The 24,579-nt window shown below is 69.5% G+C and carries 19 protein-coding genes and 1 pseudogene; 7 read left to right on the top strand and 13 right to left on the bottom strand.

All coding sequences use genetic code 11. The annotated features are described in order from the left end of the window. Positions 1-67: 67 nt before the first annotated feature. Positions 68-1,771, top strand: coding sequence for a thiamine pyrophosphate-binding protein (locus ACP26O_RS00790; RefSeq protein ID WP_175665530.1), 1,704 nt, complete (start codon positions 68-70; stop codon positions 1,769-1,771). Then, positions 1,768-2,880 (top strand): glycosyltransferase family 9 protein, encoded by a 1,113-nt coding sequence (locus ACP26O_RS00785; protein ID WP_426356281.1) that lies wholly within the window; start codon positions 1,768-1,770, stop codon positions 2,878-2,880. The genes ACP26O_RS00790 and ACP26O_RS00785 overlap by 4 nt, the downstream gene beginning before the upstream one ends. Before the next feature lie 66 nt (positions 2,881-2,946). Here ACP26O_RS00785 and ACP26O_RS00780 read toward each other — a convergent pair whose 3' ends face one another. The 3 genes from ACP26O_RS00780 to exaC form a co-directional block, all read right to left on the bottom strand. Next, entirely contained in the window at positions 2,947-3,981 is a 1,035-nt protein-coding gene (locus ACP26O_RS00780; RefSeq protein ID WP_175665532.1) for a helix-turn-helix domain-containing protein, read from the bottom strand. Positions 3,982-4,166: 185 nt separating this feature from the next. Next, on the bottom strand, positions 4,167-4,709 hold the full coding sequence (locus ACP26O_RS00775; RefSeq protein WP_175665533.1) for a hypothetical protein: 543 nt from the start codon (positions 4,707-4,709) through the stop codon (positions 4,167-4,169). Between the two features lie 326 nt (positions 4,710-5,035). Further along, complete coding sequence (gene exaC / locus ACP26O_RS00770; RefSeq protein ID WP_011655645.1) at positions 5,036-6,562, bottom strand: acetaldehyde dehydrogenase ExaC; 1,527 nt, start codon at positions 6,560-6,562, stop codon at positions 5,036-5,038. Positions 6,563-6,879: 317 nt separating this feature from the next. Here exaC and ACP26O_RS00765 point away from each other — a divergent pair, with 317 nt between their 5' ends. Further along, the gene (locus ACP26O_RS00765) at positions 6,880-7,308 is read left to right on the top strand and encodes a pyridoxamine 5'-phosphate oxidase family protein (protein ID WP_175665534.1); all 429 of its coding nucleotides are present in this window, start codon (positions 6,880-6,882) and stop codon (positions 7,306-7,308) included. A 174-nt stretch (positions 7,309-7,482) separates the two neighbouring features. Here ACP26O_RS00765 and ACP26O_RS00760 read toward each other — a convergent pair whose 3' ends face one another. Next, complete coding sequence (locus tag ACP26O_RS00760) at positions 7,483-9,090, bottom strand: MFS transporter (RefSeq protein ID WP_175665535.1); 1,608 nt, start codon at positions 9,088-9,090, stop codon at positions 7,483-7,485. 154 nt (positions 9,091-9,244) lie between these two features. On the opposite strand from ACP26O_RS00760, the gene ACP26O_RS00755 reads away from it, so the two are divergent. Further along, complete coding sequence (locus tag ACP26O_RS00755) at positions 9,245-10,129, top strand: LysR family transcriptional regulator (protein WP_175665536.1); 885 nt, start codon at positions 9,245-9,247, stop codon at positions 10,127-10,129. A 30-nt stretch (positions 10,130-10,159) separates the two neighbouring features. Here the strand turns inward: ACP26O_RS00755 and eutC are convergent, their stop codons facing one another. The 4 genes from eutC to ACP26O_RS00735 all read right to left on the bottom strand — a co-directional run bounded on the left by eutC (position 10,160) and on the right by ACP26O_RS00735 (position 15,551). Beyond that, positions 10,160-10,954 carry an ethanolamine ammonia-lyase subunit EutC gene (gene eutC / locus ACP26O_RS00750; protein WP_175665537.1) on the bottom strand — a complete coding sequence of 265 codons (795 nt, stop codon included), beginning with the start codon at positions 10,952-10,954 and terminating at the stop codon, positions 10,160-10,162. Further along, complete coding sequence (locus ACP26O_RS00745; protein ID WP_175665538.1) at positions 10,951-12,348, bottom strand: ethanolamine ammonia-lyase subunit EutB; 1,398 nt, start codon at positions 12,346-12,348, stop codon at positions 10,951-10,953. Before ACP26O_RS00745 ends, eutC begins: the two co-directional genes overlap by 4 nt. Positions 12,349-12,459: 111 nt before the next feature. Next, positions 12,460-13,872: an ethanolamine permease gene (gene eat, locus ACP26O_RS00740; RefSeq protein WP_006754010.1), complete on the bottom strand. Its 1,413-nt coding sequence runs from the start codon at positions 13,870-13,872 to the stop codon at positions 12,460-12,462. A 215-nt stretch (positions 13,873-14,087) separates the two neighbouring features. Then, a complete protein-coding gene (locus ACP26O_RS00735) occupies positions 14,088-15,551 on the bottom strand; it encodes a mechanosensitive ion channel (RefSeq protein WP_011655639.1) in 1,464 nt (487 codons plus the stop codon). A 381-nt stretch (positions 15,552-15,932) separates the two neighbouring features. Between ACP26O_RS00735 and ACP26O_RS00730 the strand changes: the two are divergent. Further along, positions 15,933-16,451 (top strand): annotated as a pseudogene (locus ACP26O_RS00730) (AraC family transcriptional regulator); the annotation flags it as partial. 198 nt (positions 16,452-16,649) lie between these two features. Here the strand turns inward: ACP26O_RS00730 and ACP26O_RS00725 are convergent. Both ACP26O_RS00725 and ACP26O_RS00720 read right to left on the bottom strand, forming a co-directional pair. Continuing rightward, positions 16,650-17,015, bottom strand: a complete 366-nt coding sequence (locus ACP26O_RS00725; RefSeq protein ID WP_175665540.1) for a zinc ribbon domain-containing protein — start codon at positions 17,013-17,015, stop codon at positions 16,650-16,652. Positions 17,016-17,025: 10 nt separating this feature from the next. After that, positions 17,026-19,815 carry a heavy metal translocating P-type ATPase gene (locus ACP26O_RS00720; RefSeq protein WP_425101400.1) on the bottom strand — a complete coding sequence of 930 codons (2,790 nt, stop codon included), beginning with the start codon at positions 19,813-19,815 and terminating at the stop codon, positions 17,026-17,028. A gap of 81 nt (positions 19,816-19,896) precedes the next feature. Between ACP26O_RS00720 and cadR the strand changes: the two genes are divergently transcribed. Continuing rightward, the gene (cadR, locus tag ACP26O_RS00715) at positions 19,897-20,328 is read left to right on the top strand and encodes a Cd(II)/Pb(II)-responsive transcriptional regulator (RefSeq protein ID WP_011655635.1); all 432 of its coding nucleotides are present in this window, start codon (positions 19,897-19,899) and stop codon (positions 20,326-20,328) included. Positions 20,329-20,396: 68 nt separating this feature from the next. Further along, a complete protein-coding gene (locus tag ACP26O_RS00710) occupies positions 20,397-20,969 on the top strand; it encodes a PadR family transcriptional regulator (RefSeq protein ID WP_011655634.1) in 573 nt (190 codons plus the stop codon). Between the two features lie 26 nt (positions 20,970-20,995). On the opposite strand, the gene ACP26O_RS00705 is transcribed toward ACP26O_RS00710, so the two are convergent. The 3 genes from ACP26O_RS00705 to ACP26O_RS00695 form a co-directional block, all read right to left on the bottom strand. Continuing rightward, complete coding sequence (locus ACP26O_RS00705) at positions 20,996-22,417, bottom strand: FAD-binding oxidoreductase (protein WP_175665541.1); 1,422 nt, start codon at positions 22,415-22,417, stop codon at positions 20,996-20,998. 13 nt (positions 22,418-22,430) lie between these two features. Beyond that, positions 22,431-23,219 (bottom strand): ABC transporter substrate-binding protein, encoded by a 789-nt coding sequence (locus ACP26O_RS00700; protein ID WP_175665542.1) that lies wholly within the window; start codon positions 23,217-23,219, stop codon positions 22,431-22,433. Positions 23,220-23,335: 116 nt separating this feature from the next. Next, the gene (locus ACP26O_RS00695; protein WP_175665543.1) at positions 23,336-24,490 is read right to left on the bottom strand and encodes a pyridoxal phosphate-dependent aminotransferase; all 1,155 of its coding nucleotides are present in this window, start codon (positions 24,488-24,490) and stop codon (positions 23,336-23,338) included. Between the last annotated feature and the right edge of the window lie 89 nt (positions 24,491-24,579).

The raw sequence follows: 24,579 nt of genomic DNA, 5'->3' as shown, positions 1-24,579 counted from the left end.
GCCGGCGTACCGGCGCCCCGCCAACCGGCGTAAGCTGTACGTCCCGCTACCAAGGAGACGGCAGCCCATGTCGCATTCCAAGGATCTCGAGCAGAGCGTCACCACCGGCGCGCGACTGCTCGTCGATGCGTTGCTCGCCAATCACGTCGAACGCGCGTTCTGCGTGCCGGGCGAGAGCTTCCTCGCCGTACTCGATGCGCTCGCGGATCACACCGCGCGCATCCAGACGGTCGTCTGCCGCCACGAGGCGGCCGCCGCGAACATGGCGGAGGCGGTCGGCAAGCTGACCGGCCGCCCCGGCATCGCGTTCGTGACGCGCGGGCCCGGCGCGACCCACGCGTCGATCGGCGTGCACACCGCGTTCCAGGATTCGACGCCGATGATCCTGTTCGTCGGCCAGTGCGCGCGCGAGCACCTCGACCGCGAAGCGTTCCAGGAAATCGACTACCGGCGGATGTTCGGCCAGATGGCGAAATGGGTCGCGCAGATCGACGACCCGCGCCGCATTCCCGAATACCTGAGCCATGCGTTCCACGTCGCGACCGCCGGTCGGCCGGGCCCCGTCGTGCTCGCGCTGCCGGAGGACGTACTGTCCGAAGCGTGCGCGTCGCAGCCGGTCGTGCCGGCCGCGAAACGCGTCGCGGCGTCGCCGTCGGCCGCGCAGCTCGACGAGCTGCGCGAACGGCTCGCGCGCGCGGAACGGCCGTTCGCGATCGTCGGCGGCAGCGGCTGGACGCCCGACGCATGCGCGAACCTGCGCACCTTCGTCGAGCGCTGGCAGTTGCCGGTCGCGTGCGCGTTCCGCTTCCAGGACACCTTCGACAACGCGCACCCGAACTACGCGGGCGACGTCGGCCTCGGGATCAATCCCGCGCTCGGCAAGCGGATTCGCGACGCCGACCTGCTGCTGGTGCTCGGCCCGCGCCTCGGCGAAGCGACGACGGGCGGCTACACGCTGCTCGACATCCCGAAGACGCGCCAGACGCTGATCCACGTGCACCAGGGCGCGGACGAGCTCGGCCGCGTGTATGCGGCCGACCTGCCGATCGTGTCGGGGATGCCGGAGATCGCGGCGCCGCTCGCCGCGCTCGAACCGCCGGCGCACCCCGCGTGGGCCGGCACGGCCGCCGACGCGCACCGCGCGTACCGCGAATGGCATGCGCCGCTGCCGATGCCCGGCGACGTCCAGCTCGGCGACGTGATGGTGCAGCTGCGCGAGCGCCTGCCGCACGACGCGATCCTGACCAACGGCGCCGGCAACTACGCGATCTGGCTGCATCGCCACTTCGCGTACCGGCACTTCCGCTCGCAGCTCGCGCCGACCAGCGGCGCGATGGGTTACGGGCTGCCCGCCGCGCTCGCCGCCAAGTCGCTGTATCCGGAGCGGGCAGTCGTCGCCCTTGCCGGCGACGGCTGCTTCATGATGGCCGGCAACGAACTGGCGACCGCGATGCAGTACGGGCTGAACATCGTCGCGATTGTCGTCAACAACGGGCATTTCGGTACGATCCGCATGCATCAGGAGCGCAACTATCCGGGGCGCGTGCACGGCACGGGGCTCACGAACCCCGATTTCGCCGCGTATGCGCGCGCGTTCGGCGCGCATGGCGAGACGGTGGAGCGCACCGCCGACTTCGCGCCGGCACTGGAGCGCGCGCTGACTTGCGGGCTGCCGGCGCTGATCGAGATCCGCATTCCGCAGGACGCCAGCACGCCGGCCGCGACGCTCGAGCAGATCCGCGAGCAGGGCCGCCGGGCGCGCGGCGCATGAGCATGGGCATGCACGCCGCACCGGCCAGTCTCGCGTTGTCGCACGACGACGCACTCGTCCTCCCCGGCACGCTGCTCGCGCCCGACGGCACGCTCGTCGCGCCGTACGACATCGAGCACGGCAGCGATCGCGCGGAAGGCTGCGTGCCGGCCGCGGCGGCGCTCGGCCTGCTGCATGCCGTTCATCGGCCGTTCCGGCGCGATTACGGCCGCACATCGGACGTGCACGTGATCAACGGGATGGGTGTCGCACTCGGCGACTCGGTGATTGGGCTGACCGCGCTCGCCGCGCTGCGCGCGATGCATCCCGGCGTGCGCTTCACGCTGTACCGGCCGGCCCGCGCACCGCGCTACGTCGAAGCGCTGTATGCGCTCGCGGCCGACGTCGTCGCCCCGTCACGCGCGCTGCCGTACGCCGCAAACGCACTGCCCGCGCACGCGCCGTGCATCGATCTCGGCAATCACCTGTACTGGCCCGCGTTCGCGCGGCAGCCGATGGTCGACTTCTTCCTCGACGCGCTCGGTGTGGATCCGGCCACGGTGCCGGCCGCCGCGAAGCGCAATCGCTGGCTCGCGCGGCTGCGGCTGCCGGCGCTGCCGGCCGAATGGCAGCGGCCATACGTGCTGTTTTGCCCGACGGCGAGCACCGCGGTGCGCAGCGTGCCGCCCGCGCTGCGCGCGGCATTCGTGGAGCGGCTCGCGCAGCGTTACGGGCTGCCGGTGGTCGGGTTCGGCCCGGTCGCGCATCCGGCCTACGTCGACGTGAGCCGCCACGCGCCCGACACCGCGCACTTCATTGCCTGGGTCAAGGGTGCCAGCGTGCTGTTCGCGCCCGACACGGCCGCGCTGCATGTCGCCGACGGCTTCGACGTGCCGACGCTCGCTTGTTTCACGACGATCGGGCCGGCGCTGCGCGTGCGCGACTATCCGCACTGCGTGCCGGTCGAGCTCGACGTGCCGGCCGAATTGCGCGGGCTGCATCGCAGCGAGCGGCCGGAGGATCTGACGGCGGTCGAAGCCGCTTACCGGGCGATCGACTGGGATGCGTTGCCGTGGCCGGCGCCGCGCGAAGCGGCCGCTGCGGCCGCCGCGGGCGCTGCAGCCGAATAGAAAAACGGAAATCGTCCGAAAGATCGAACCTTCAGTGGCCGGGTGAACGCGCCGCCGCCGCCGCGCTTACCCGGCTGCGACCATCACGGCGCGATCGCGCAGCGTCTCCGACGGCCGCTTGCCGAACAGCCGCCGGTAGTCGGTCGCGAACTGGCTCAGGTGCCAGAAGCCCCACGCCTCCGCGACGTCCTGCACCGAACCGGCCGCTCGCCCGCACAGGTCGCGCCGCGCGCCGTTCAGCCGCAGCGTGCGCAGGTAGGTCGCGGGCGCCATGCCGAGCACGTCCTGGAAGCAGTACTGCAGCGTGCGCCGGCTCACGTGCAACTGCTCGCACAGCTCGGGCACGCCGACCGGGCGCGTACGGTGCGCCAGCACGTACTCGCGCGCCTGCTCGACGATCCAGCGCCGGGTCGACGGCGCGCCGCCCGCGCCGTCGTCGGCCGGTTGCGCGCACGCGTCGAACAGCGCGCCCAGCACCTCGGCCTGCAGGTCGTCGCGCTGCGCGTCGGGCAGCGGGCCGCCGACGGCCGCCGCGTCGTCGAGCCGGCGGCCGAGCAGCGCGCACAGGCGCGCGAGCCGCGTGTCGCCGACCTGGATCACGTGCTGCGTGAACAGCCGCTCGTCGAGCGCGCGGTGTTCGACCTCCTCCGCGTAACGGCGCAACACGTCGCCGCGCACGACGACGCCGTAGATCGAGAACTGCGCGGGCGTCAGCAATTCGAATTCGACGTTGCCGGGCCGGAACGCGAGCGCGCCGGGGCCGATGCGGCATGCATCGACGCGCGCGCTGCCGTCGCTCACCAGCGGGATGCCGAACCAGTACGCGTCGCCGCGCACCTCGCACGCCTGGCGCAGCAGGTGGCTGGTCGATTCGCGAAACAGCTTCATCGTGTCGAGCGGCAGCTCGGTCAGCGTGCCGACGAAGCGGCCGGCCGCGAGCTGGTCGTAGGTCTGCCGCCAGCCGATCAGATTGCGCGCCTGCTCGTCGGCGTCGTGCGCGACGCTGACCACGGCCTGGCCGGCCAGCGCGTCGTCGCCCTGCGCGCTGCACCGCGTGTCCTCGGCCGTCGGTTCGGCCATGCACTCCGTTCGTTGCTCCATCGTGTTCTCCTCACCTGCCCGGGACCGCGTCCATCACGCAAGTCCCGTGCCGAACCGCGCGGCCCGGCGACAAGCCCGTCATTGCACGCCGTACGGCCGCCGCGCGCCATGCGGGCGCACCCGGAGGCGGCGTGCCGCGCACCGCGCGGGTGCGGCATGCATGCCGCCGGCGGCCCGGCCACACACTAGGTGCGCGGCTGCAGCCGCACGACCCGCGTGCCGCAGTTGCCATACGCCTGGGCGACCGCCAGCTCGACGATCGGGCTGCCGGCCGGCCAGGGCGCCGCGTCCGCTTCCGGCAGATCGGCCCGCAGCGTCGCACGGCCGTTGATCCGGTAGCGGATGCCGCGCACGAAATCGATGAACAGCAGCCCGACGCCCCGGCCGTCGCATTCGCGCACATCGATCCGGTCGCCGTCGCCGGGCGTCGGCAGCGCAAAACGCAGCGTCTTCGTGTCGATCACGCGCACGACCGGCCACAGATCGCCGTTCGCGTCGCGCATGCCCTGCACGATGTCGCAGGTCACGCGCGCCGGTTCGCCGCCAGTCGTGCCGACGAACATGAACGGCTGCGACTCGACGAACTGGCGCACGCCGATGCTCAGCCGCGTCGTCACGACGTCGCTCATCCGCTCGGCTTCGTCGACAACGCCGAACCGGTGATGCGCGTCGAGCTCGCCCGCATGGAACACCGGGTGGCGCGGATAGGATCGGGATGGTTCTGTCATGCTGGTTTTCCGTGGGGCCCACCGGTGCGCGATGCGGCCGCGCGACTGGCGGGGGTGGGCGACGCCGCGAGTCGAATGTCTCGAGGCGAAAGCGGCGAAGTGCCGGGCGAACGGGTGTCAGCGCGTCGCATCGCCGCGGGCACCGCTTGACGACGGCAGATGCGTCACCCGAGCGTCGCACCTCGCCCGGAATCGGCAATCGGCAATCGGCAATCGGCAATCGGCAACCGGCAACCGGCAACCGGAAATCGTGAACCGGCAACCGCACCGGGCAGCATTCCCCCGCCGCCCGGCCGGCCCCGGCACCTCGCCCCCTGCTTCGGCGATCAGAAGAACCCGAGCGCCTCGGCCTGGTAGCTGACCAGCAGGCACTTCGTCTGCTGATAGTTCGACAGCGCCATCTTGTGCGTCTCGCGACCGATGCCCGACTGCTTGTAGCCGCCGAACGCCGCGTGCGCCGGGTACAGGTGGTAGCAGTTGGTCCACACGCGGCCGGCCTCGACCTCGCGGCCCATCCGGTACGCACGCGTGCCGTTGCGCGTCCACACGCCCGCGCCGAGCCCGTAGAACGTGTCGTTCGCGAGTTCGATCGCTTCCTGCTCGTCCTTGAACGTCATCACCGACGCGACCGGCCCGAAGATCTCTTCCTGGAACACGCGCATCTTGTTGTTGCCGAACAGCATCGTCGGCTTCACGTAGTAGCCCGTGCCGAGATCGGCGCCCGGTGCCGTGCGCTCGCCGCCCGTCAGGCATTGCGCGCCTTCGTCGCGGCCGATGTCGATGTACGACAGGATCTTGTCGAGCTGCTGCTGCGACGCCTGCGCGCCGATCATCGTCTGCATGTCGAGCGGGTGGCCGGACTTGATGCGCTCGACGCGCGCGACGGCCTTCTCGATGAAGCGTTCGTAGATCGATTCCTGGATCAGGATCCGCGACGGGCACGTGCACACCTCGCCCTGGTTCAGCGCGAACATCGCGAGGCCTTCGAGCGCCTTGTCGAGGAACGCGTCGTCCTGGTCGAGCACGTCCGCGAAGAAGATGTTCGGGCTCTTGCCGCCGAGTTCCACCGTCGACGGGATCAGGTTGTCGGCCGCCGCTCGCAGGATGTGCTTGCCGACCGGCGTCGAGCCGGTGAACGCGATCTTCGCGATCCGCTTGCTGGTCGCGAGCGCTTCGCCCGCTTCCTTGCCGAAGCCGCTCACGATGTTGATCGTGCCGGCCGGGAACAGGTCGCCGATCAGCTCCATCAGCACCATCACCGACGCGGGCGTCTGCTCGGCCGGCTTCATCACCACGCAGCAGCCGGCCGCCAGCGCCGGCGCGAGCTTCCACGCGGCCATCAGCAGCGGGAAGTTCCACGGGATGATCTGGCCGACGACGCCGAGCGGCTCGTGGAAGTGATACGCGACGGTGTTGTCGTCGATCTCGGAAATGCCGCCTTCCTGCGCGCGGATGCAGCCCGCGAAATAGCGGAAGTGGTCGATCGCGAGCGGCAGGTCGGCCGCCATCGTCTCGCGCAGCGGCTTGCCGTTGTCGATCGTCTCGGCCACCGCGAGCAGCTTCAGGTTCTTTTCCATCCGGTCGGCAGCGGCAAGCAGCAGGTTCGCGCGCTCGGCGACCGACGTCTTGCCCCACTTGCGGCGCGCGGCGTGCGCGGCGTCGAGGGCGACCTCGATGTCGTCGGCGCTCGAGCGCGGCACGCGGCAGAACGGCTTGCCGTTGATCGGCGACACGTTCTCGAAATACTCGCCCTTCACCGGCGGAACCCACTTGCCGCCGATGTAGTTGTCGTACTGCTGACGGTACGGATATTCGACGTCGAGGCCCAGTTGTTTCAGGTCAAACGGGTTCATACATGTCTCCTGTTCATCGTGCTTGTGTGAATGCAGCGCCGGTTGGATCGCGCTGCACGGTTTACGCAACATGCGTGCCACACGGGCCGAAAACGGAACAGGAGCGGTGCGTCCGGCCGCCCGCCGGGCGCGGTGCCGGCGCCTGGGAAACGAGTGTGCCGATTCTGAACACCGCGACGGCACAGCGGCGCGGCGGGTGTTCGGATTTTTCACAGCGCACCTGTGCACGCGTCGCCGCGCGCCACGCGCGCCGCATGGCATGTCGCTTGCGTGAGCAATGCGAATCCGCATGCCGCGGCCACGCACCGACCGACACCATGAACGAACCGGGCCCCCTCAGCGACGATGCCGTCGCGTTCATTCGCGAACAGGCGTTCCTGCTCGTCGCAACCGCGAACGCGGCGGGCGACAGCGACTGCTCTTATCGCGGCCGGCAGCCGCGCGCGGACGGTTCGTTCGCGCCGCTCGTCGACCTGCCCGATCGCCGTACGCTCGTGCTGCCCGACTTCGCGGGCAACAACCTGTTCAACACGATCGGCAACCTGCTCGCGAATCCGGCGATTGCGCTGCTGTTCGTCGATTTCGTCCGGGAGACGACGTGGCTCGTGCAAGGGCGCGCGACGATCGACGAGGACGCGGGAAGCCACGCACACCTGTGGCCGGCTGCGCTGCGGTACGTGGTCGTTGAAGTCGAAAGCGCGCACGCGCGCGCCGAAGCGGGGCTGCCGCCGCTCGTGCTGGCGTGATGTTGCGCCATGTCGCCGTTGAAACGGCGGGTGCATGCGCGCGCACCGACGCGGCGGCGCCCACCGCGCGTGCCGACATGACGCGGGAGCCGGCTCCTCCTGCAGCGGGGTGACGCGCACGAAATACCCGACCGCTCCCGCGGAAGCGCCAGCCCCCGTCGACGCCCCCACCGTTCACCGCCCGTTTGCCTCCGCACAAGCCGGCTCGGCCCGGCGCCGCGCTGGTGCGTCGGCACGCGCATGGTCGCTTTCATCGCCGCGCCCCTCCGAAACCGCCGGCCGCGCGCCAAGAAACGCGAACACGACGCCCGCGCACAGCACCGTGACGACCGCGAGGCCGATCAGCAGCCGGTCGAACGCGTGCGTATAGCTCGCGAGCAGCGCCGCACGATCGACACCCGGCAACACGGCCGCCGCGCCGGCGAGATCGCCGGTCGCGAGCCGCGCGGCGGCCCGCAGCGTCGCGCCGGACGGGCCGGCCGCCATCCGCCGCAAATCGGCGTGCGCGAGCGTCGCGAGCACCGCGCCGACGATCGCGAGCGCGATCCCCTCGCCCGCCACGCGCGTCGTGCTGAAGATCCCGGTCGCCATCCCCGCGCGCTCCTTCGGCACGACGCTGACCGACAGCCCGTCCATCAGCCCCCACGGCATGCCGGCTCCGACGCCGATCGCGAGCATCGGCGCGATCGCCGCCGGCCCCGCGCCGCCGCGCAGCGCGACGCCCAGCCACACGAGGCCCGCCGCCGCGAACAAGAGCCCGAGCCCCGAGATCACGCCGGCCGACAGCCGGCGCGTGAGCGTCGCCGCGACGAACGGTACGACCAGCATCGGCGCGGAGATCGCGAGCATCAGCCAGCCCGTGTCGATCTCGCTGAAACCGTCGATGCCGATGAAGCGCAGCGGCAGCACGACGAGCAGCACGATGTAGCAGCAGCAGGTCGACACCGGCAGCACCTGCACGCCGACGAAGCGCGGAATCCGGAACAGCGAAAGATCGAGCATCGGCCGCGCGACGCGCGTCTCGATCGCGACGAACGCGCATGCGCCGAGCGCCGCGCCCGCCAGCAGCGCGACGACGAGCGGATGCGTCCAGCCGCGCGCGGGCGCCTCGATCACGCCGAACGTGAACAGCGTGAGCGCGGCGGTGAACGCGGTCGTGCCGGGCCAGTCGAGCCCCGTCGCGTGCGGGTCGCGCGATTCGTGCATGCGCGGCAGCCCGAACGCGAGCGATAGCGCGCCGGCCGCTGCGCCCGTGACGAAGATCGCGCGCCAGCCGTAGTGCGCGATCAGGCCGCCGGCGAGCACGGGCCCGAATGCGAGCCCGATCCCGAACGTCGTGCCGAGCAGGCTGAACGCACGCGTGCGCGCCGCGCCGTCGAACTCCTGCGCGAGCGCGGCCGTGCCGCCCGCCAGCGCCGCGGCCGCCGCGAGTCCGTGCGCGGCGCGCAGCAGGTCGAGCGCGAGCATCGACGGTGCGAACGCCAGCGCGACCGACATCAGCGTGAAACCGCCGACGCCGATCGCGAACACGCGCTTGCGGCCGAACTGGTCGGCCAGCGCGCCCGCCGCCATCAGGAAACTGCCGAACGCGAGCATGAACGCGTTGGTGATCCAGTTCATCGCGACCGGCCCGCCGTGCAGGTCGCGGCCGATCGCGGGCGTCGCGACCGCGCCGCCCGAAAACGACAACGGCAGCGCGACGGCGGCCATGCAGACGGCGGCCAGCACCCACGCGCGCCGGCGCGCCGAGCTGGCCGAATCGGGTGAAAACGGGTGATCCATCATCGCTCCTCGAAAAGCGGGCGCGGATGCGCCGCCAGAGCGATCAAAGATAAATCCGATTCAATCGGCGAAAAACCGTGCAAGACTCCGGATATAACGGACTAATATTCCGCAATCTGTCTCTTCGCTTCTTCTTGCCGGCCCGCTTATGTCGATGGAAAACCTGAACGGCATCGCCGCCTTCGTCCGCACCGCCGAGGCGCTCAGCTTCGTCGCGGCCGGCCGCGCGCTCGGCATTTCCGCGTCCGCCGTCGGCAAGACGATCGCGCGGCTCGAGCAGTCGCTCGGCGTGCGCCTGTTCAACCGCACGACGCGGCGCGTCACGCTGACCGACGAAGGGCGCCATTTCTACGAACGCTGCCAGCGGATCCTCGAGGATTTTCGCGATGCGGAAGCGACCGTGACGGCCTCCGCGCAGCGCCCGCGCGGCAAGCTGCGCGTGAGCCTGCCGGTGATCGGCTACCGGTTCCTGCTGCCGGTGCTGCCCGAATTCAGGCAACGCTATCCGGACGTCGAGCTCGACCTGGATTTCAACGACCGGATGGTGGACGTCGTCGAAGGCGGTTTCGACGCGGTGATCCGCAGCGGTCCGCTGTCGGATTCGAGCCTGATGTCGCGGCGGCTCGGCCCGTTCGCGTTCGTGCTGTGCGCGACGCCCGCGTATCTCGCGCGGGCCGGCACGCCGCGCGCGCCGCACGATCTCGAAGCGCACGATTGCGTGCGCTATTGCTTCCCGACCACCGGCAAGCTGCAGGACTGGGCGCTCGCCGCCCGCGACGGCACGCCGCTGAAGCTGCGCACCGCGATGACCTGCAACAACATGGAAGCGCTGCGCGGCGCGGTCCTGGCGGGGCTCGGCATCGGCTACATGCCCGACTTCCTCGCGCGCGACGCGCTGGACACCGGCGCGCTCGTCACCGTGCTCGACGACTACCGGATCGCGCCGGGGCAGTTCTCGATCGTGTGGCCGTCGAGCCGGCAGTTGTCGCCGAAGCTGCGCGTGTTCGTCGACTTTCTGTGCGAGCGGCTGTTCAAGTAGACGGCTGGCGCGCTAGGCACCGCCGCCCGGTCATTCCGCGCCGATCCGCTGCTCGTCCGCCTGCGGCAGCAGCGCATCGCTGTCGTCCTTCAGCCCGACACCCGTGAGCCCGAGCCGGCGCGCCTGCGTCATCAGGTAATGCAGCTTGTGCGCGGCGGCGGCATGCGGCAGCCCTTCGGGCCGCACGTTCGAGATGCAGTTGCGCAGCGCGTCGTGGCAGCCGACCTTCGGCGCCCACGTCAGGTACACGCCGAGACTGTCCGGCGAGCTGAGCCCCGGCCGTTCGCCGATCAGCATCGCGACGACCTTCGCGCGCAGCAGCTCGCCGATCTCGTCGCCGAGCGCGACTCGCGCCTGCGTCGCGACCACCACCGGGCCGATCCGCCAGCCGTCCGCGTCGAGCCGCGGCCGCACCGCCTGCAGCAGCGGCAGCGCCTGCTTCGCGGCCGCGAACGCCGACAGCCCGTCGCCGACCACGAACACCACGTCGGGCGCATCGTCCAGCGCCGCGCCGTAGCCGGCCAGCAGCCCGCGGCTGTCGTCCGACAGCTTGCGGCCGAGGTCGGGCCGGCGCAGATAGTGGTCGCGGTCGGGCGCGGCGCTCTGCACGCCGAGCGTCGGCAGCAAGCCGGCCGCCTCGATCTCGCGCCGCAGCGCGTCTGCGTCGAGCGGCTGGTGCACGGCGTCGCGCGCCTGCGCGTGAGACAGGTTGAACGCGAGCAGCGGCGCGGTCGGCAGGCTGTTGCCCGCGCGGCCGAGCGCGATCCGCGCGTTCGTGAACGACCTCAGCTGCGCCCACGGATTCTTTTCGACGGCGTCGCTCATGCGGAAATCCCCATCCAGTCATTCGCGCCCGCGAGCAACGGCACGCGCGAACTCGCCACACGCAGCGCGCCATGCGCGTCGGCGATCTCCATCGTCTTCAGCCATTCCTCGAACTCGGGCGCGCGGCGCAGGCCGAGCACTTCGCGCACGTAGAGCTGGTCGTGAAACGACGTGCTCTGGTAGTTCAGCATCACGTCGTCCGCGCCCGGAATCCCCATGATGAAGTTGATGCCGGCCGCACCCAGCAGCGTCAGCAGCGTGTCCATGTCGTCCTGGTCGGCTTCCGCGTGGTTCGTGTAGCAGATGTCGCAGCCCATCGGCACGCCGAGCAGCTTGCCGCAGAAGTGATCCTCGAGCCCCGCGCGGATGATCTGCTTGCCGTCGTACAGGTATTCGGGCCCGATGAAGCCGACCACCGTGTTCACGAGGAACGGGTCGAACTTGCGCGCGACCGCGTACGCGCGCACCTCGCAGGTCTGCTGGTCGACGCCGAAATGCGCATTCGCCGACAGCGCGCTGCCCTGACCCGTCTCGAAATACATCAGGTTGTTGCCGACCGTGCCGCGCCCGAGCGACAACGCGGCCTCGCGCGCCTCGCCGAGCAGCGCGAGCGAGATCCCGAAGCTCGCGTTCGCCTTCTCGGTGCCCGCGATCGACTGGAACACCAGGTCGACCGGCGCGCCCTTCTCGATCGCGGCGATCGTGTTCGTCACGTGAGTGAGCACACACGACTGCGTCGGCACGCCGTAGCGTTCGCGGAACCCGTCGATCATCGCGAGCAGCTTCACGATCGCCGCGAGGCTGTCGGTCGCCGGGTTGATGCCGATCATCGCGTCGCCGCAGCCGTACATCAGCCCGTCGAGCATCGACGCGGCGATGCCCTTCACGTCGTCGGTCGGATGGTTCGGCTGCAGCCGCACCGACATCCGGCCGGCCAGCCCGACCGTGTTGCGAAAGCGCGTGACGACGCGGCGCTTCCTCGCGGCCGCGATCAGGTCCTGGTTGCGCATCAGCTTCGACACGGCCGCGACCATCTCCGGCGTGAGGCCCGGCGCGATCCGCTCGAGCGCGGCGCCGTCGGCCACGGGCGACAGCAGCCAGTTGCGGAAATCGCCGACCGTCAGGTGCGAGATTTCCGCGAACGCGGCCGCGTCGTGATCGTCGAGGATCAGGCGCGTGACCTCGTCGTGTTCGTACGGAATCAACGCCTCGTTCAGGAATGCCTTCAGCGGCACGCCCGCGAGCGCGATCTTCGCGGCGACGCGCTCCTCCTCGCTCGCCGCCGCGACGCCGGCGAGCTGGTCGCCGGAGCGCAACGGGCTCGCTTTCGCGAGCAGCGTCTTCAGGTCCGCGAAGCGGTACGTGCGCGGGCCGATCGTCTCCGTATAGGCCATCGTTCGAATCTCCTTGCCAGTCCTTGCTCATCCGTGCCAGACGCCGACGGCGCGCCCGTTCGACGGGGCGCGCCGGATGCCGTCAGGCGCGGCCGTGCGGGTTCGCCATCCTCACTCCTCGAGCGCCACGTCGCCCGGCGCGCTCGCGCGCTGCGAACGGGTCGCGAGGAAGTACGCGTAGCCGAGCGCGAGGAAGCCGACGAACACCATTGCCACCAGCCCGTTGAAGTACACCATCGTTCCGAGGCAGACCAGCGCCGCCACGATCGCGAACGCCGGGAAGAACGGGTACAGCGGCGCGCGGAACGGCCGCGCCATGTCCGGCTGCGAACGGCGCAGCTTGAACAGCGCCGCCATGCTTACGATATACATCACGATCGCACCGAACACCGACATCGTCACGATGTTCGCGGTGAGCGTCTGGCCGCCGAACTGGATCAGCTCGTCGCTGTAGATCGCGGCGATCCCGACCACGCCGCCCGCGAGAATCGCGCGATAAGGCGTGCGAAAGCGCGGATGCACCTTCGCGAGCCATTCGGGCAGGTAGCCCTCGCGCGCCAGCGCGAAGATCTGGCGCGAATAGCCGAGGATGATCCCGTGGAACGACGCGACCAGCCCGAACAGCCCGAGCCACACGAGCATGTGCATCCAGCCGCTGTTCGCGCCGACGATGTACTTCATCGCCTGCGGCAGCGGGTCGTTGATGTTCGCGAGCTTGGTCCAGTCGCCCGCGCCGCCGGCGAACACCATCACGCCGATCGCCAGCGCGACGAGGGTCAGGATGCCGGCCACGTACGCGATCGGAATCGAGCGCTTCGGGTTCTTCGCCTCCTCGGCGGCCATCGCGACGCCTTCGATCGCGAGGAAGAACCAGATCGCGAACGGGATCGCCGCGAACATCCCGTGGAAGGCGCCGACGCTGAAATGATCGGCGCCCGACCAGCCGCCCTTCATGAAGTTGCTCCACGCGAAGCCCGGCGACACGACGCCCATGAACACCAGCAGCTCGAAGATCGCGAACAGCGTGACGACCAGCTCGAACGTCGCGGCGATCTGCACGCCGACGATGTTCAGCGCCATGAATACGAGATACGCACCCATCGCCGCGTGTTTCGGTTCGAGCCCCGGAAACTGCACGTGCAGATACGCGCCGATCGCCAGCGCGATCGCGGGCGGCGCGAACACGAACTCGACGAGCGTCGCCGCGCCGGCGAGATAGCCGCCCGCCGGGCCGAATGCGCGGCGCGCATATGCGAACGGGCCGCCCGCGTGCGGGATCGACGTCGTGAGTTCGGTGAAGCTGAAGATGAAGGTGGTGTACATCGCCGCGACGAACACCGCGGTGATCACGAAACCCAGCGTGCCGGCACTCGCCCAGCCGTAGCTCCAGCCGAAGTATTCGCCGGAAATCACGAGGCCGACTGCGATGCCCCACAGTTGCCAGGTCCCGAGCGTCTGCTGCAGCGCGGGCTGGCCGGACGACTTGGCGCCGGCGGCGGGCCGGCCATTCGACTCTGCTTTCATCGGATTCTCCTGAAAGGCGCCGGCCTGCCGGCCCGCGCGACTGAGAATCGATGCTAGAGAGTCATTAAAGGACGTGTTATCGAAATTCGGCAAAGATGAGGGCGGGCGTTTCGCGGCCGACAACGCCGGCCGCGGCGTGCGATCGTCCTGCGCTCCTTCATCAGCGCGCCATCCGGCCGCACGAGGCGGCCGGATGGGCGGCAACACGACGCCGCTTACTGGCCGCCGCCGCGCTGGTTGAACCAGCGGTCGAGCAGCTTGCCGGCTGCTTCGCGGCCGCCGAGGCCGAACGACAGCGCGACCGCCACCGCGATCGCGCCGAGCACGAGGCCGAACGCGAGCTGCACGATCTCGTTGGCGATGCCCATCGCGCGCAGCCCCATCGCGAACACGAGGCCCAGGATCGCGAATTGCGCGATCCGCGCGAACAGCACGCTGTGTTCGCGGTCGGCCTGCTCGATCACGCGGCGCGCGAGGCCCGCGAGCCACACGCCGATCACGAGGATCACGCCGCCCATCAGCACGTGGCCGCCGAATTCGATGAACAGCGTGACGACGTCGCGCACCTGCGTGAAGCCGAGCCGGTTCGCGGCCTCGACCGCCGCGAACAGCATCGCGAAGAACACGATCAGCCGCGCGACCAGCACCGACGGCTGCAGGATTCCCGAGAACACGCGCTCGACGCCGAGCATGGCCGGCAGCCCGTCGACGCCGGCGGCTTCCAGCAGCCGCTGCGCGAGCGACGCGACGAAGCGCGCGAAATAGTACGTGACCAGCACGATCACGATCGCCGCGACGATGTCCGGCACCGCGCCGAGAAACTGGTTCAGCATGTTGGTGGCGGGAATCGAGATCGCGTCGATCTTCAGCGCGTCGAGCGCGGAGATCAGCGTCGGCACGAACACGAACACGTAGACGATCGTGCCGACCAGGCTCGACACGCGCACCGGCGTCGGGCTGTCCAGACTCGCGGTGAGGCGGTCGGCGCCGGCCGCGACCAGCAGGTTCGTCACGAGGCCGCGCAGCACGCGCGCGACGATCCAGCCGACGACGCCGATCACCGCGGCCGCGAACAGGTTCGGCACGATCGCGAGCAGCTTGTCGACCATCCCCTGCACCGGCGACAGCAGGCCGGACAGCGCGAACGACCCGAGGATCGCCGGCAGGAACATCAGGATCACGAGCCAGAACAGCACGTCGCCGAGATAGCCGCTCATCGGCTGCATGCCCGCGCTTTCGGACAGCTTGTCGTCGACCTTGCTCGCTCGCAGCGCGCGGTTCGCGAGGCTGCGCAGCAGCGAGGCGATCAACCACGCGATCAGCGTCAGCGCCGCGCCGCCGATCAGGTTCGGCAGGTAGTTGACGATGTGCGTGACGAGCAGCGAGAACGGATTGGAGACCGCGTACAGGTTGAGCACGTTGAAGATGCCCACCGCGGTGACGAGCAGCACGAGCCAGAACAGCCCGCCGGCGATGATCCGCTCGACGCGTGCGCCCTGGCCGGTGCTTTCGGTGATCCGCTGATCGACCTTCAGCGCGTTGAGCAGCCGGAGCGTGCCGGCCCGCACCACCACGGCGATCAGCCAGCCGATCACCAGGATGCCGATCGCACCGGCGATCTTGGGCAGGTATCCGCCTAGCGTGGTCTGCAGCGACGTGATGAAGCTGGAAGCATCCATTTCTTATTCTCCCGAAAAACGTGGCGTTGCCATTGAACATCGACGAACTACCTGCGTACTTCGAAAACCGTGCGGTGCGGCCCGACCAACTTACCCGAGAAAAATGACACGTTCACCCGATTTCACCGTCTTTAACTTTAGACAAGATCGACGGGGACGAGACCCAATTTGTTCGAAATAAAAAGGGGCAGATTTGGTGGTCCTACGTATCTCCGCAAGATTTGTCGATCGGCGGCGTGCTACCGTGGCCTCGGTTCGTGCCGGGGATGGACGCGGGGGCGTCGATACGAAAGCCGGAAAACCCGCGTGGTCTCCGCCATGCGATACGCGTCGCGCACTGTGCGGCGAGTCGATCGTGCTGACGGTGCGGCGGGGCAAGTCCACCGGCCGATTTATCCGTTACAGAGAGGAGAGGAAGACATGTTCAGCCATGAAGTCGAGATCCGGCGGCTGCCGGAACTGCGCGGTTATGCGGTGCCGCATACGGGCGCGTACCTGAAGATCGGCGACGCGTTCGGGCAGATCGGCGCGTGGGTCGCGCAGCACGGGCTGATCGGCCCCGGTGCGAAGATGATCGGAATCTTCTACGACGATCCCGATACCACGCCGCAAGCGCAGTTGCGCGCGAAAGCGTGCTTCGTGCCGGCCAACGGCGCGCCGGATGTCGAGCCGACGCCGCCCGTCGAGCGCGTGACGGTCGCCGGTGGCGAGTACGCGGTGCTGCTGCATACGGGACCCTACGCGGACCTGAAGGCGGCCTACCAGTGGCTATATGGCGACTGGCTGCGTCAGTCGGGCCGCGAAGCCGCCGACGCGCCGCCGTTCGAGCTGTATCTGAATACGCCGATGGATGCGGCGCCGGCCGACCTGCGCACCGAGATTCATTTGCCGCTGCGTTGATCGGCGGGCTGGGGTCGGGGATTCGGGCGTTGCGGTGTTGTGGCGTTCTGGCGTTGCGGCGTTGTGGCGTTGCGGCGTTCGGGCGTTGCGGCATTCGGGCCCTCGGACCAAGGCCCGCCGCGACACCATGGCCGTTGTGTGCGCCATGCCGTCGCCGAGATCGGCTGTCACGCCAGCCACAAACCCCGCGAGCGAGCCTTACCCGGCCTGCGTCCCGCAGTTCGGACAGAAGCGCGCGTCGGCGGCCAGCGCCGCGTGGCAGCGGCTGCACGCGTTGCCGCGCTGTGATGCGCCGCACTGCGCACAGAAACGCGCATCCGCCGCGTTGATCGCGCCGCAGCCCGCGCAGGCGAGCTGGCGCAGCGGCACGTTGCCGCCCGGACTGCCCTGCGCATCGGCCGACTGCTGCCAGCCCCAGCCGTGACGGTCGCGGCCGCGCGCATCGTGGCCGCCGTGGCCTTCCGGGCCCGCTCCGCCATGATGCCCGTCGCCATGGCCACCACCACCGTGTCCGCCGCCATGACCACGCCCGTGGCCGCCCAGGATCCGTTTCAGAAAGCTCATCACCGGCACCTCATCGCTGCGTCTGCGCGCCGTCGAACACGCCTGTTTTCGACAGCAGCCGCAACCCGTTGCCGACGACGATCAGGCTCGCCCCCGCGTCGGCGAACACGGCCATCCACATCGTGCCGAGCCCGGCGACGGTGAGGCCGAGGAACACGATCTTCACGCCGAGCGCGAAGCCGATGTTCTGCACCAGCACTCGGTGCGTCGCGCGCGACAGCCGCACGAACGCGGGAATCTTGCGCAAGTCGTCGTCCATCAGCGCGACGTCGGCGGTCTCGATCGCCGTGTCGGTGCCCATCGCGCCCATCGCGAAGCCGATGTCGGCGCGCGCGAGCGCCGGTGCGTCGTTGATCCCGTCGCCGACCATCCCCACCGCGCCCGCGCCGCCCGCCGACAGTTCCTCGACCGCCGCGAGCTTGTCCTCGGGCAACTGGTTGCCGCGCGCATCGTCGATGCCCGCCTGCTGCGCGATCGCCTGCGCGGTGTGCGGGTTGTCGCCGGTCAGCATCGCGGTGCGGATGCCGAGCGCGTGCAGGTCGGCGATCGCCGCGCGGCTGGTGTCCTTGATCGTGTCGGCCACCGCGAAGATGCCGAGCACGCGCGTATCGTCGACCAGCATCACGACGCTCTTGCCCTGCCGCTCGAGCGCGTCGAGCTTCGCCTCCAGCGCGGGCGAGCAGCGCTCGAGCTCCTCGACGAGCCGATGGTTGCCGAGCCAGTAACGCGTGCCGTCGATGGTGCCGCGCACGCCGCGCCCGACGAGCGCTTCGAACGCGTCCACCTCGGCGAACGCCGTCGCCTGCGCGTCGCGGGCCGCCGTGGCGATCGCCTGCGACACCGGGTGATCGGAGCGCGCCGCGAGGCTCGCGCCGAGGTGACGCACGCGTGCGGCGTCGACGTCCGTTGCATGCAGGTCGAAATCCGTCTGCACCGGCTTGCCGTGCGTGATCGTGCCGGTCTTGTCGAGCGCGAGCCAGGCGAGCTTGCGGCCTTCTTCCAGATACACGCCGCCCTTCACGAGTATCCCGCGCCGTGCCGCGGCCGCGAGCCCCGACACGATCGTCACCGGCGTCGAGATCACCAGCGCGCACGGGCACGCGATCACGAGCAGCACCAGCGCGCGGTAGATCCAGTCATGCCACGCGCCGCCCATGACCAGCGGCGGCGCCACCGCGACCAGCAGCGCGATCGCGAACACGATCGGCGTGTAGACGCGGGCGAACTGGTCGACGAAGCGCTGCGTCGGCGCCTTCGCGCCCTGCGCTTGCTCGACCGCGTGGATGATCCGCGCCAGCGTCGAGTTGGCGGCAACCGCCGTCACGCGATAGTCGAACGAACCGGCCTCGTTGATCGTGCCCGCGTACACCGCATCGCCCGCCGTCTTGTCGACCGGCAGGCTCTCGCCGGTGATCGGCGCCTGGTTCACCGTCGAGCGGCCCGCGACGACTTCGCCGTCCAGCCCGATCCGCTCGCCTGGCTTCACGCGCACGAGCGCGCCGAGCGCGACCTGCGCAGCCTCGATCGTGCGCCACGTGCCGTCAGCGTCCTGCACGGTCGCGGTGTCCGGTGCGAGCTGCATCAGGCCCTGGATCGCATTGCGCGCGCGGTCGAGCGACTTCGCCTCGATCAGCTCGGCGATCGTGAACAGCACCATCACCATCGCGGCTTCCGGCCACTGGCCGATCGCCATCGCGCCCGTCACCGCGATGCTCATCAGCGCGTTGATGTTCAGGTTGCCGTTGCGGATCGCGATCCAGCCCTTCTTGTAGGTGGTCAGCCCGCACGCGAGCACCGCCGCGAGCGCCAGCACGGCCGATAGCCACACCGGCTGGCCGGCCCAGCTCACGGCCTCGGATGCGATCGCGGCGACGCCGGCCAGCGCGAGCGGCCACCACGGCTTCGCGGGCGGCGGCGCGGCGGGCGTTGCAGGCGCGTCGGCCGCTGCGGCCTCCGGCGTCATCCCGAGCGTGCGGATCGCGCTTTCGATCGCGGGCTGCGCGCCCGGCACGTGTTCGACGGTCAGCATCCGCTGCATCAGGTTGAATTCGAGCGCCGACACCTGCTGCATCCCGCCGAGCTTCTTGCGGATCAGCGTTTCCTCGGTCGGGCAGTCCATCTGCATGATCCGGAACGCGGAGCGCACGTGACCCGACGCGGTCGCCCGCGCGACCGGCAGCGGCACGAGCGTCAGCGCGGCAGGCGCGCAGCAAGCGCCGGCGGCGTGGTCGTGGTCGTGGTCGTGGTCGTGGTCGTGGTCGTGGTCGTGGTCGTGACCAGCATGGTCATGCGCCGCATGATCGTGCGAGCACGCAGCGCCGTGCACATGCCCGTCGCCATGCGCGTGGTCGCGCGCGGATGCGTGATCGTGGTCATGGTCGTGGTCGTGACCGCGTTCATGCGGCTGCGCGCCGCGCACTGCCGCGTCGCCGTGCGCATGGTCGGCCTGATCACCGCGGTCGTGCGCCGTGCCGTGCGCGGATGCGTGATCGTCGTCATGGTTGTGACCGCATCCACGCGGCTGCGCGCCGCGCGCTGCCGCGTCGCCATGCGCGTGGTCGGCGTGGTCGCCGTGATCGTGCCCCGTACCGTGCGCGGACGCGTGATCGTGGTCATGCTTGTGACCGCATCCATCCGCCTTCGCGCCGCGCGCTGCCGCGTCGCCGTGCGCGTGCTCGCCGGCCGCCGGCCCCGCATCGGCAACGGTCGCCGCCTGCGTATCGCGCGCGTCGGCGCTGCAGGTCGCGGCGCCGCCGGCATGACGGTGTCGTGGGTCGTGGGTACGCTGCGCGTCGGTCATGACAACCTCCTCTGTGGCTTGACGGTGTAGAGTTAACACCCTGAAGCCACTACAAGGTCAACCCTTGCAACGGAGAAAGCCATGAAGATCGGCGAATTGGCCAAGGCGGCCCGCTGCACGCCCGAAACGATCCGCTTCTACGAGCGGGAGGGGCTGATGCCCGACGCCGAGCGCACCGATGCGAACTACCGCAACTACACCGACGTGCACGTCGAACGGCTGCGCTTCATCCGCAACTGCCGCGCGCTCGACATGGCGCACGACGAAATCCGCACGCTGCTGCAACTCACCGACACGCCGGCCGACCCGTGCGATTCGGTCAACTCGCTGCTCGACGAGCACATCGGCCACGTCGATGCGCGCCTCGCCGAACTGACGCATCTGCGCGACCAGCTCACCGAATTGCGCCGCCAGTGCGTCGGCGAACATTCGGTCGAGGATTGCGGAATCGTGCATGGTCTCGCGACGATGGAAACCGTCGCGCCGGCCGCGAAGCGTTCGCATCTCGGCTGACACTCTTGTGGAATATGATGGTCTAGTTAATACTAGTCATATTCTTACTAGATATAAATTAACTATTCATGACATCGAGCCGCCCGTCTCCGCTCGCGCTCGCGGTCCTCGCGACGCTCACCGAAACGCCGATGCATCCGTACGGGATGCTGCAGCAGCTGAAGGCGCGAGGCTACGACGAAGTCGTCAACGTGCGGCAGCGCACGAGCCTCTACCAGACGATCGACCGTCTGCTGCGCGACGGGCTCATCGCCGTGCACGACACCGAGCGCGATGGCGCGTTTCCCGAGCGCACGCTGTACACCCTGACCGAGGCCGGGCACACCGCCGGCCAGGCGTGGCTGCATGCGCTGCTCGCGGAGCCTGCGCGCGAGTTTCCGGCGTTCGGCGCCGGCCTTGCATTCCTGCCGCTGCTCGACGCGGAGGACGCACGCCACCAACTCGAGCGTCGCATCGCCGCGCTCGAAGCCGAGCGCGAACGTCTCGAGTCGCTGCGCAACGCCGCGCAGAACGACCAGGTGCCGCGCCTGTTCCTGCTGCAGAACGAGCATGCGCTCGTGCTGCTCAACGCGGAGCTCGACTGGGCACGCAGCGTCGTCGAACACCTGAAGATCGGCGCGCTGCGCTGGGTCGACGTCTGACGCGCGTCACCGTCGGCTCGCGCCGCTCAAAGCACCTTGCCGGGATTGAGTAGGCCTGCTGGATCGAGCGCGGTCTTCAGGCGCCGCATCAAGCCGATTTCGGCTTCGCCGCGCGTGTGGCCGAGATAGGCGCGCTTGAGCATGCCGATGCCGTGCTCCGCCGACACCGAGCCGCCCATGTCGCGCACGACCGCGTACACGCACCGATCGATCGCGTCAGCATCCGCGTCGCGCATGCCGGCGAGCGATACGCCGATATGCACGTTGCCGTCACCGACGTGGCCGAAGAACAAACACACGATGTCGGGCCAAAGCGCGCGCAATGCCGCTTCGCAGCGCTCGGCGAACAGGCCGAGTTCACCGGTCGGCAGGCTCACGTCGAAGTTCACCAGATGCGGCAGCGCATCGATTGCGAGGCCCTCGCGCAATGTCCACAGGTCACGCGCCTGCCGTTCCGAGGTTGCGAGCGCGGCATCGTCCACCAACGCCATGTCGATCGCATCCTCAAGCGCGGTTTCCAGTGCCTCACGCGCATCGCCGCGCGGGGCGCTCGTCGCGCACTCGATCAGCACCGCGAAGCTGCCGTCGCCGGCGAACGGCGCGACCACGCCGGGCGTATGACGCGCGACGTAGTCATAGAAAGCCGGCCACATCGCTTCGAAACTGACGATCTCCGGTAGTGCGCGCATGCGGTTCCACAACGCGACGACGGCGTCATAGCCACGCACCCGACAGAGTGCGGTGGCCGGCGCGCCGAGCTTGGGATGCAGCCGCAGCACCGCGCGCGTGACGACGCCGAGCGTGCCTTCGCTGCCGATGAACAGTTGCTTCAGGTCGTAGCCCGCGTTGTTCTTCAGCATCCGGTTCATCGACGACACCACGGTGCCGTCGGCCAGCACCGCCTCGAGCCCGAGCACCTGCTCGCGCATCATGCCGTAGCGGATCGCGCGCGTGCCGCCCGCGTTGGTCGCTAGCATGCCGCCGATCTGGCACGAACCGCGTGCGCCGAGATCCACACCGAACGTGAAACCCGCCGCGTCCGCCGCTTCCTGCACCGTCTGCAGCGGCGTCCCGGCGCGTACCGTCATCGTCCCTGCCGCCGTGTCGATCGCTTCGACGCCGGCGAACCGTTCCAGCGACAGCACGACCTCGCCGCCCAGCGCGACCGCGCCGCGCGCAAGCCCCGTGAGGCCGCCCTGCGGCACGACCGGCTGCCCGAGCCGCGTGCACAGCGCAAGCGTGCGCGACACGTCATCGACGCTGCGCGGCCGCACCAGCGCGCGCGGCCGCACGCCGGCCGGCTCGTTGTACGCGGTGAAGTAGTGCGGATCGATGTCGGCCGCCCGCGTGACGAGTGCGTCGCCCAAGCCGGCGACGAGCGCCGCCTCGAGCGCGTCGTCCGCCGCGCCGCAACCGTTTTTCCCCGCAGCCGTATCGAGGCTCTGCATCACACGCGCCCGCTTACTTGGTAGAAATGTCGATGTCGCCGAAGTACTTCTGGCCGAGCGACTTCACCGTGCCGTCCGCCTTCAGCTTGTCGATCGCCGCATCGAGCTTCGCCTTCAGCGCGTCGTCGCCCTTGCGCAGGCCGAACGCGATCCCGCTGCCGAGAATCTTGTCGTCGCGCACCGGCTGACCGACGAACGAGAAGCCCTTGCCGTCCGGACGGGACAGGAAGCCGCGCTGGCCGGCCGGCGCGAGCACCAGCGTCGCGTCGACGCGGCCCGCCACGAGATCCGCATACGCCTGGTTCTGGTCCTGGTACGCGACGATCGACACGCCGGCCGGCTCCCAGTGCGCCTTCGCGTAGGTTTCCTGGATCGACGCCTGCAGCACGCCGACGCGCTTGCCCTTCAGCGCTTCCGGCGTCGGCAGCAGGCCGCTGCCGGTGCGCGCGATCAATTGCGTCGGCACACGGTAGATGATCGTCGTGAAGTCGATCGCCTGGCGCCGCTGTTCGGTCGCATTCATCGCCGAGTTGATCGCGTCGAACTTGCGGCCCTTGAGCGCGGGAATCAATCCGTCGAACGACGTCTCGACCCACTTGCACGACAGCTTCGCGCTCTGGCAGACGGCGTTGCCGACATCGATGTCGAAGCCCTGCAGGTCGCCGTTCGGCGCCTTCGATTCGAACGGCGGGTATTGCGCCTCCAGGCCGAAACGCAGGGTCTGGCCGTCAGCGAACGCCGCACCGGCGCCGAGCGCGCATGCGAGTGCGAACGCGAGTTTCAGGGTGTGTCCGTGCTTCATCGTGAATCTCCTGACTTGTCGACCGGCGCCGCGCTTCGGCACGTGCTCCGGTCCCATCCGTGGCCTTCGGTGCGACGTACATGTCGCCTGCTTGGGTGCGGGCTCGCGCCCGCGATTTACAGCGACCGCAATCGCCGCGCGCCTTCGATCAGCGTCGCGTCGTCCTTCGAGAAACTGAGGCGAATCACGCCCGCGTCGGTGCCGTCGGCATAGAACGCCGACAGCGGAATCATCGCGACGCGCGCATCGCGGATCAGGCGCAGCACGAAATCGCTGTCGCGCTCGTCCGAGATGTGCCGGAACCGCGCGAGCATGAAGAACGAGCCTTCGCTCGGCAGCAGCTCGAAGCGCGAATCGGTCAGCTCGCGCGCGAGCAGGTCGCGCTTGGCCTGGTAGAACGCCGACAGGCCGAGATAGCTGTCGGGCCGCGCAAGGATCTCCGCGAACGCGACCTGCATCGGCGTATCGGCCGAGAACACCATGAACTGGTGCACCTTGCGGATCTCGCCCATCAGCTCGGCCGGCGCGAGGCAATGGCCGACCCGCCAGCCCGTCACGTGGAACGACTTGCCGAACGACGACACGATCACGCTGCGCTCGGCCAGCGCGCGATGACGCGCGACGCTCTGGTGCTGCGCGCCGTCGAATACGACGTGCTCATAGACTTCGTCGGACAACACCACGATGTCGGTATCGCGCGTGAGCTGCGCGAGCCGTTCGAGATCGTCGGCGGAAAACACCGTCGCGGTCGGGTTGTGCGGCGTGTTGACGATGATCATCCGCGTGCGCGGCGTGATCGCCGCGGCCACTTCGTCCCAGTTCACGCGGAAATGCCCGGACGACAGCTTGATCGCGACCGGCGTCGCGCCCTGCATCCGCACGATCGGCGCATAGCTGTCGAATGACGGCTCGAAATAGATCACTTCGTCGCCCGGATGCACGAGCGCGCTGATCGCCGCGTAGAGCCCTTCGCTCGCGCTCGCGATCACCGTGACCTCGGTGCCCGGGTCGTAGCGCGTGCCGTACAGCGCCTCGGTCTTCTCCGCGAGCCGCTCGCGCAGCGACGTGAGGCCGGCCATCGGCGCGTACTGGTTGTGGCCGTCGCGCATCGCGCGCGCGACGCCCTCGACGAGCGCCGGATCGGGCGCGAAATTCGGCGCGCCCTGCGACAGGTTCAGCGCATCGTGCTGCGCGGCGAGCTGGCCGATCACCGTGAAGATCGTCGTCCCGACGTCCGGCAGCTTCGAACGGGGCGTGGTGGCGCTTCGCATGACTCCTCCTTCTGATGTCCTTTCGGGCTGGCCCGCGCAACGCAACGCGCGCGGCCCGGCTCATGCGGGATGATTTAGCCCGAGCCAAT

The organism is Burkholderia sp. R-40 (genome assembly GCF_049942845.1).
Taxonomy (GTDB): Bacteria; Pseudomonadota; Gammaproteobacteria; order Burkholderiales; family Burkholderiaceae; genus Burkholderia; species Burkholderia ambifaria.
Note: the sequence above shows the minus strand (reverse complement) of the source record. Positions and strands in the feature narration are given on the sequence as shown.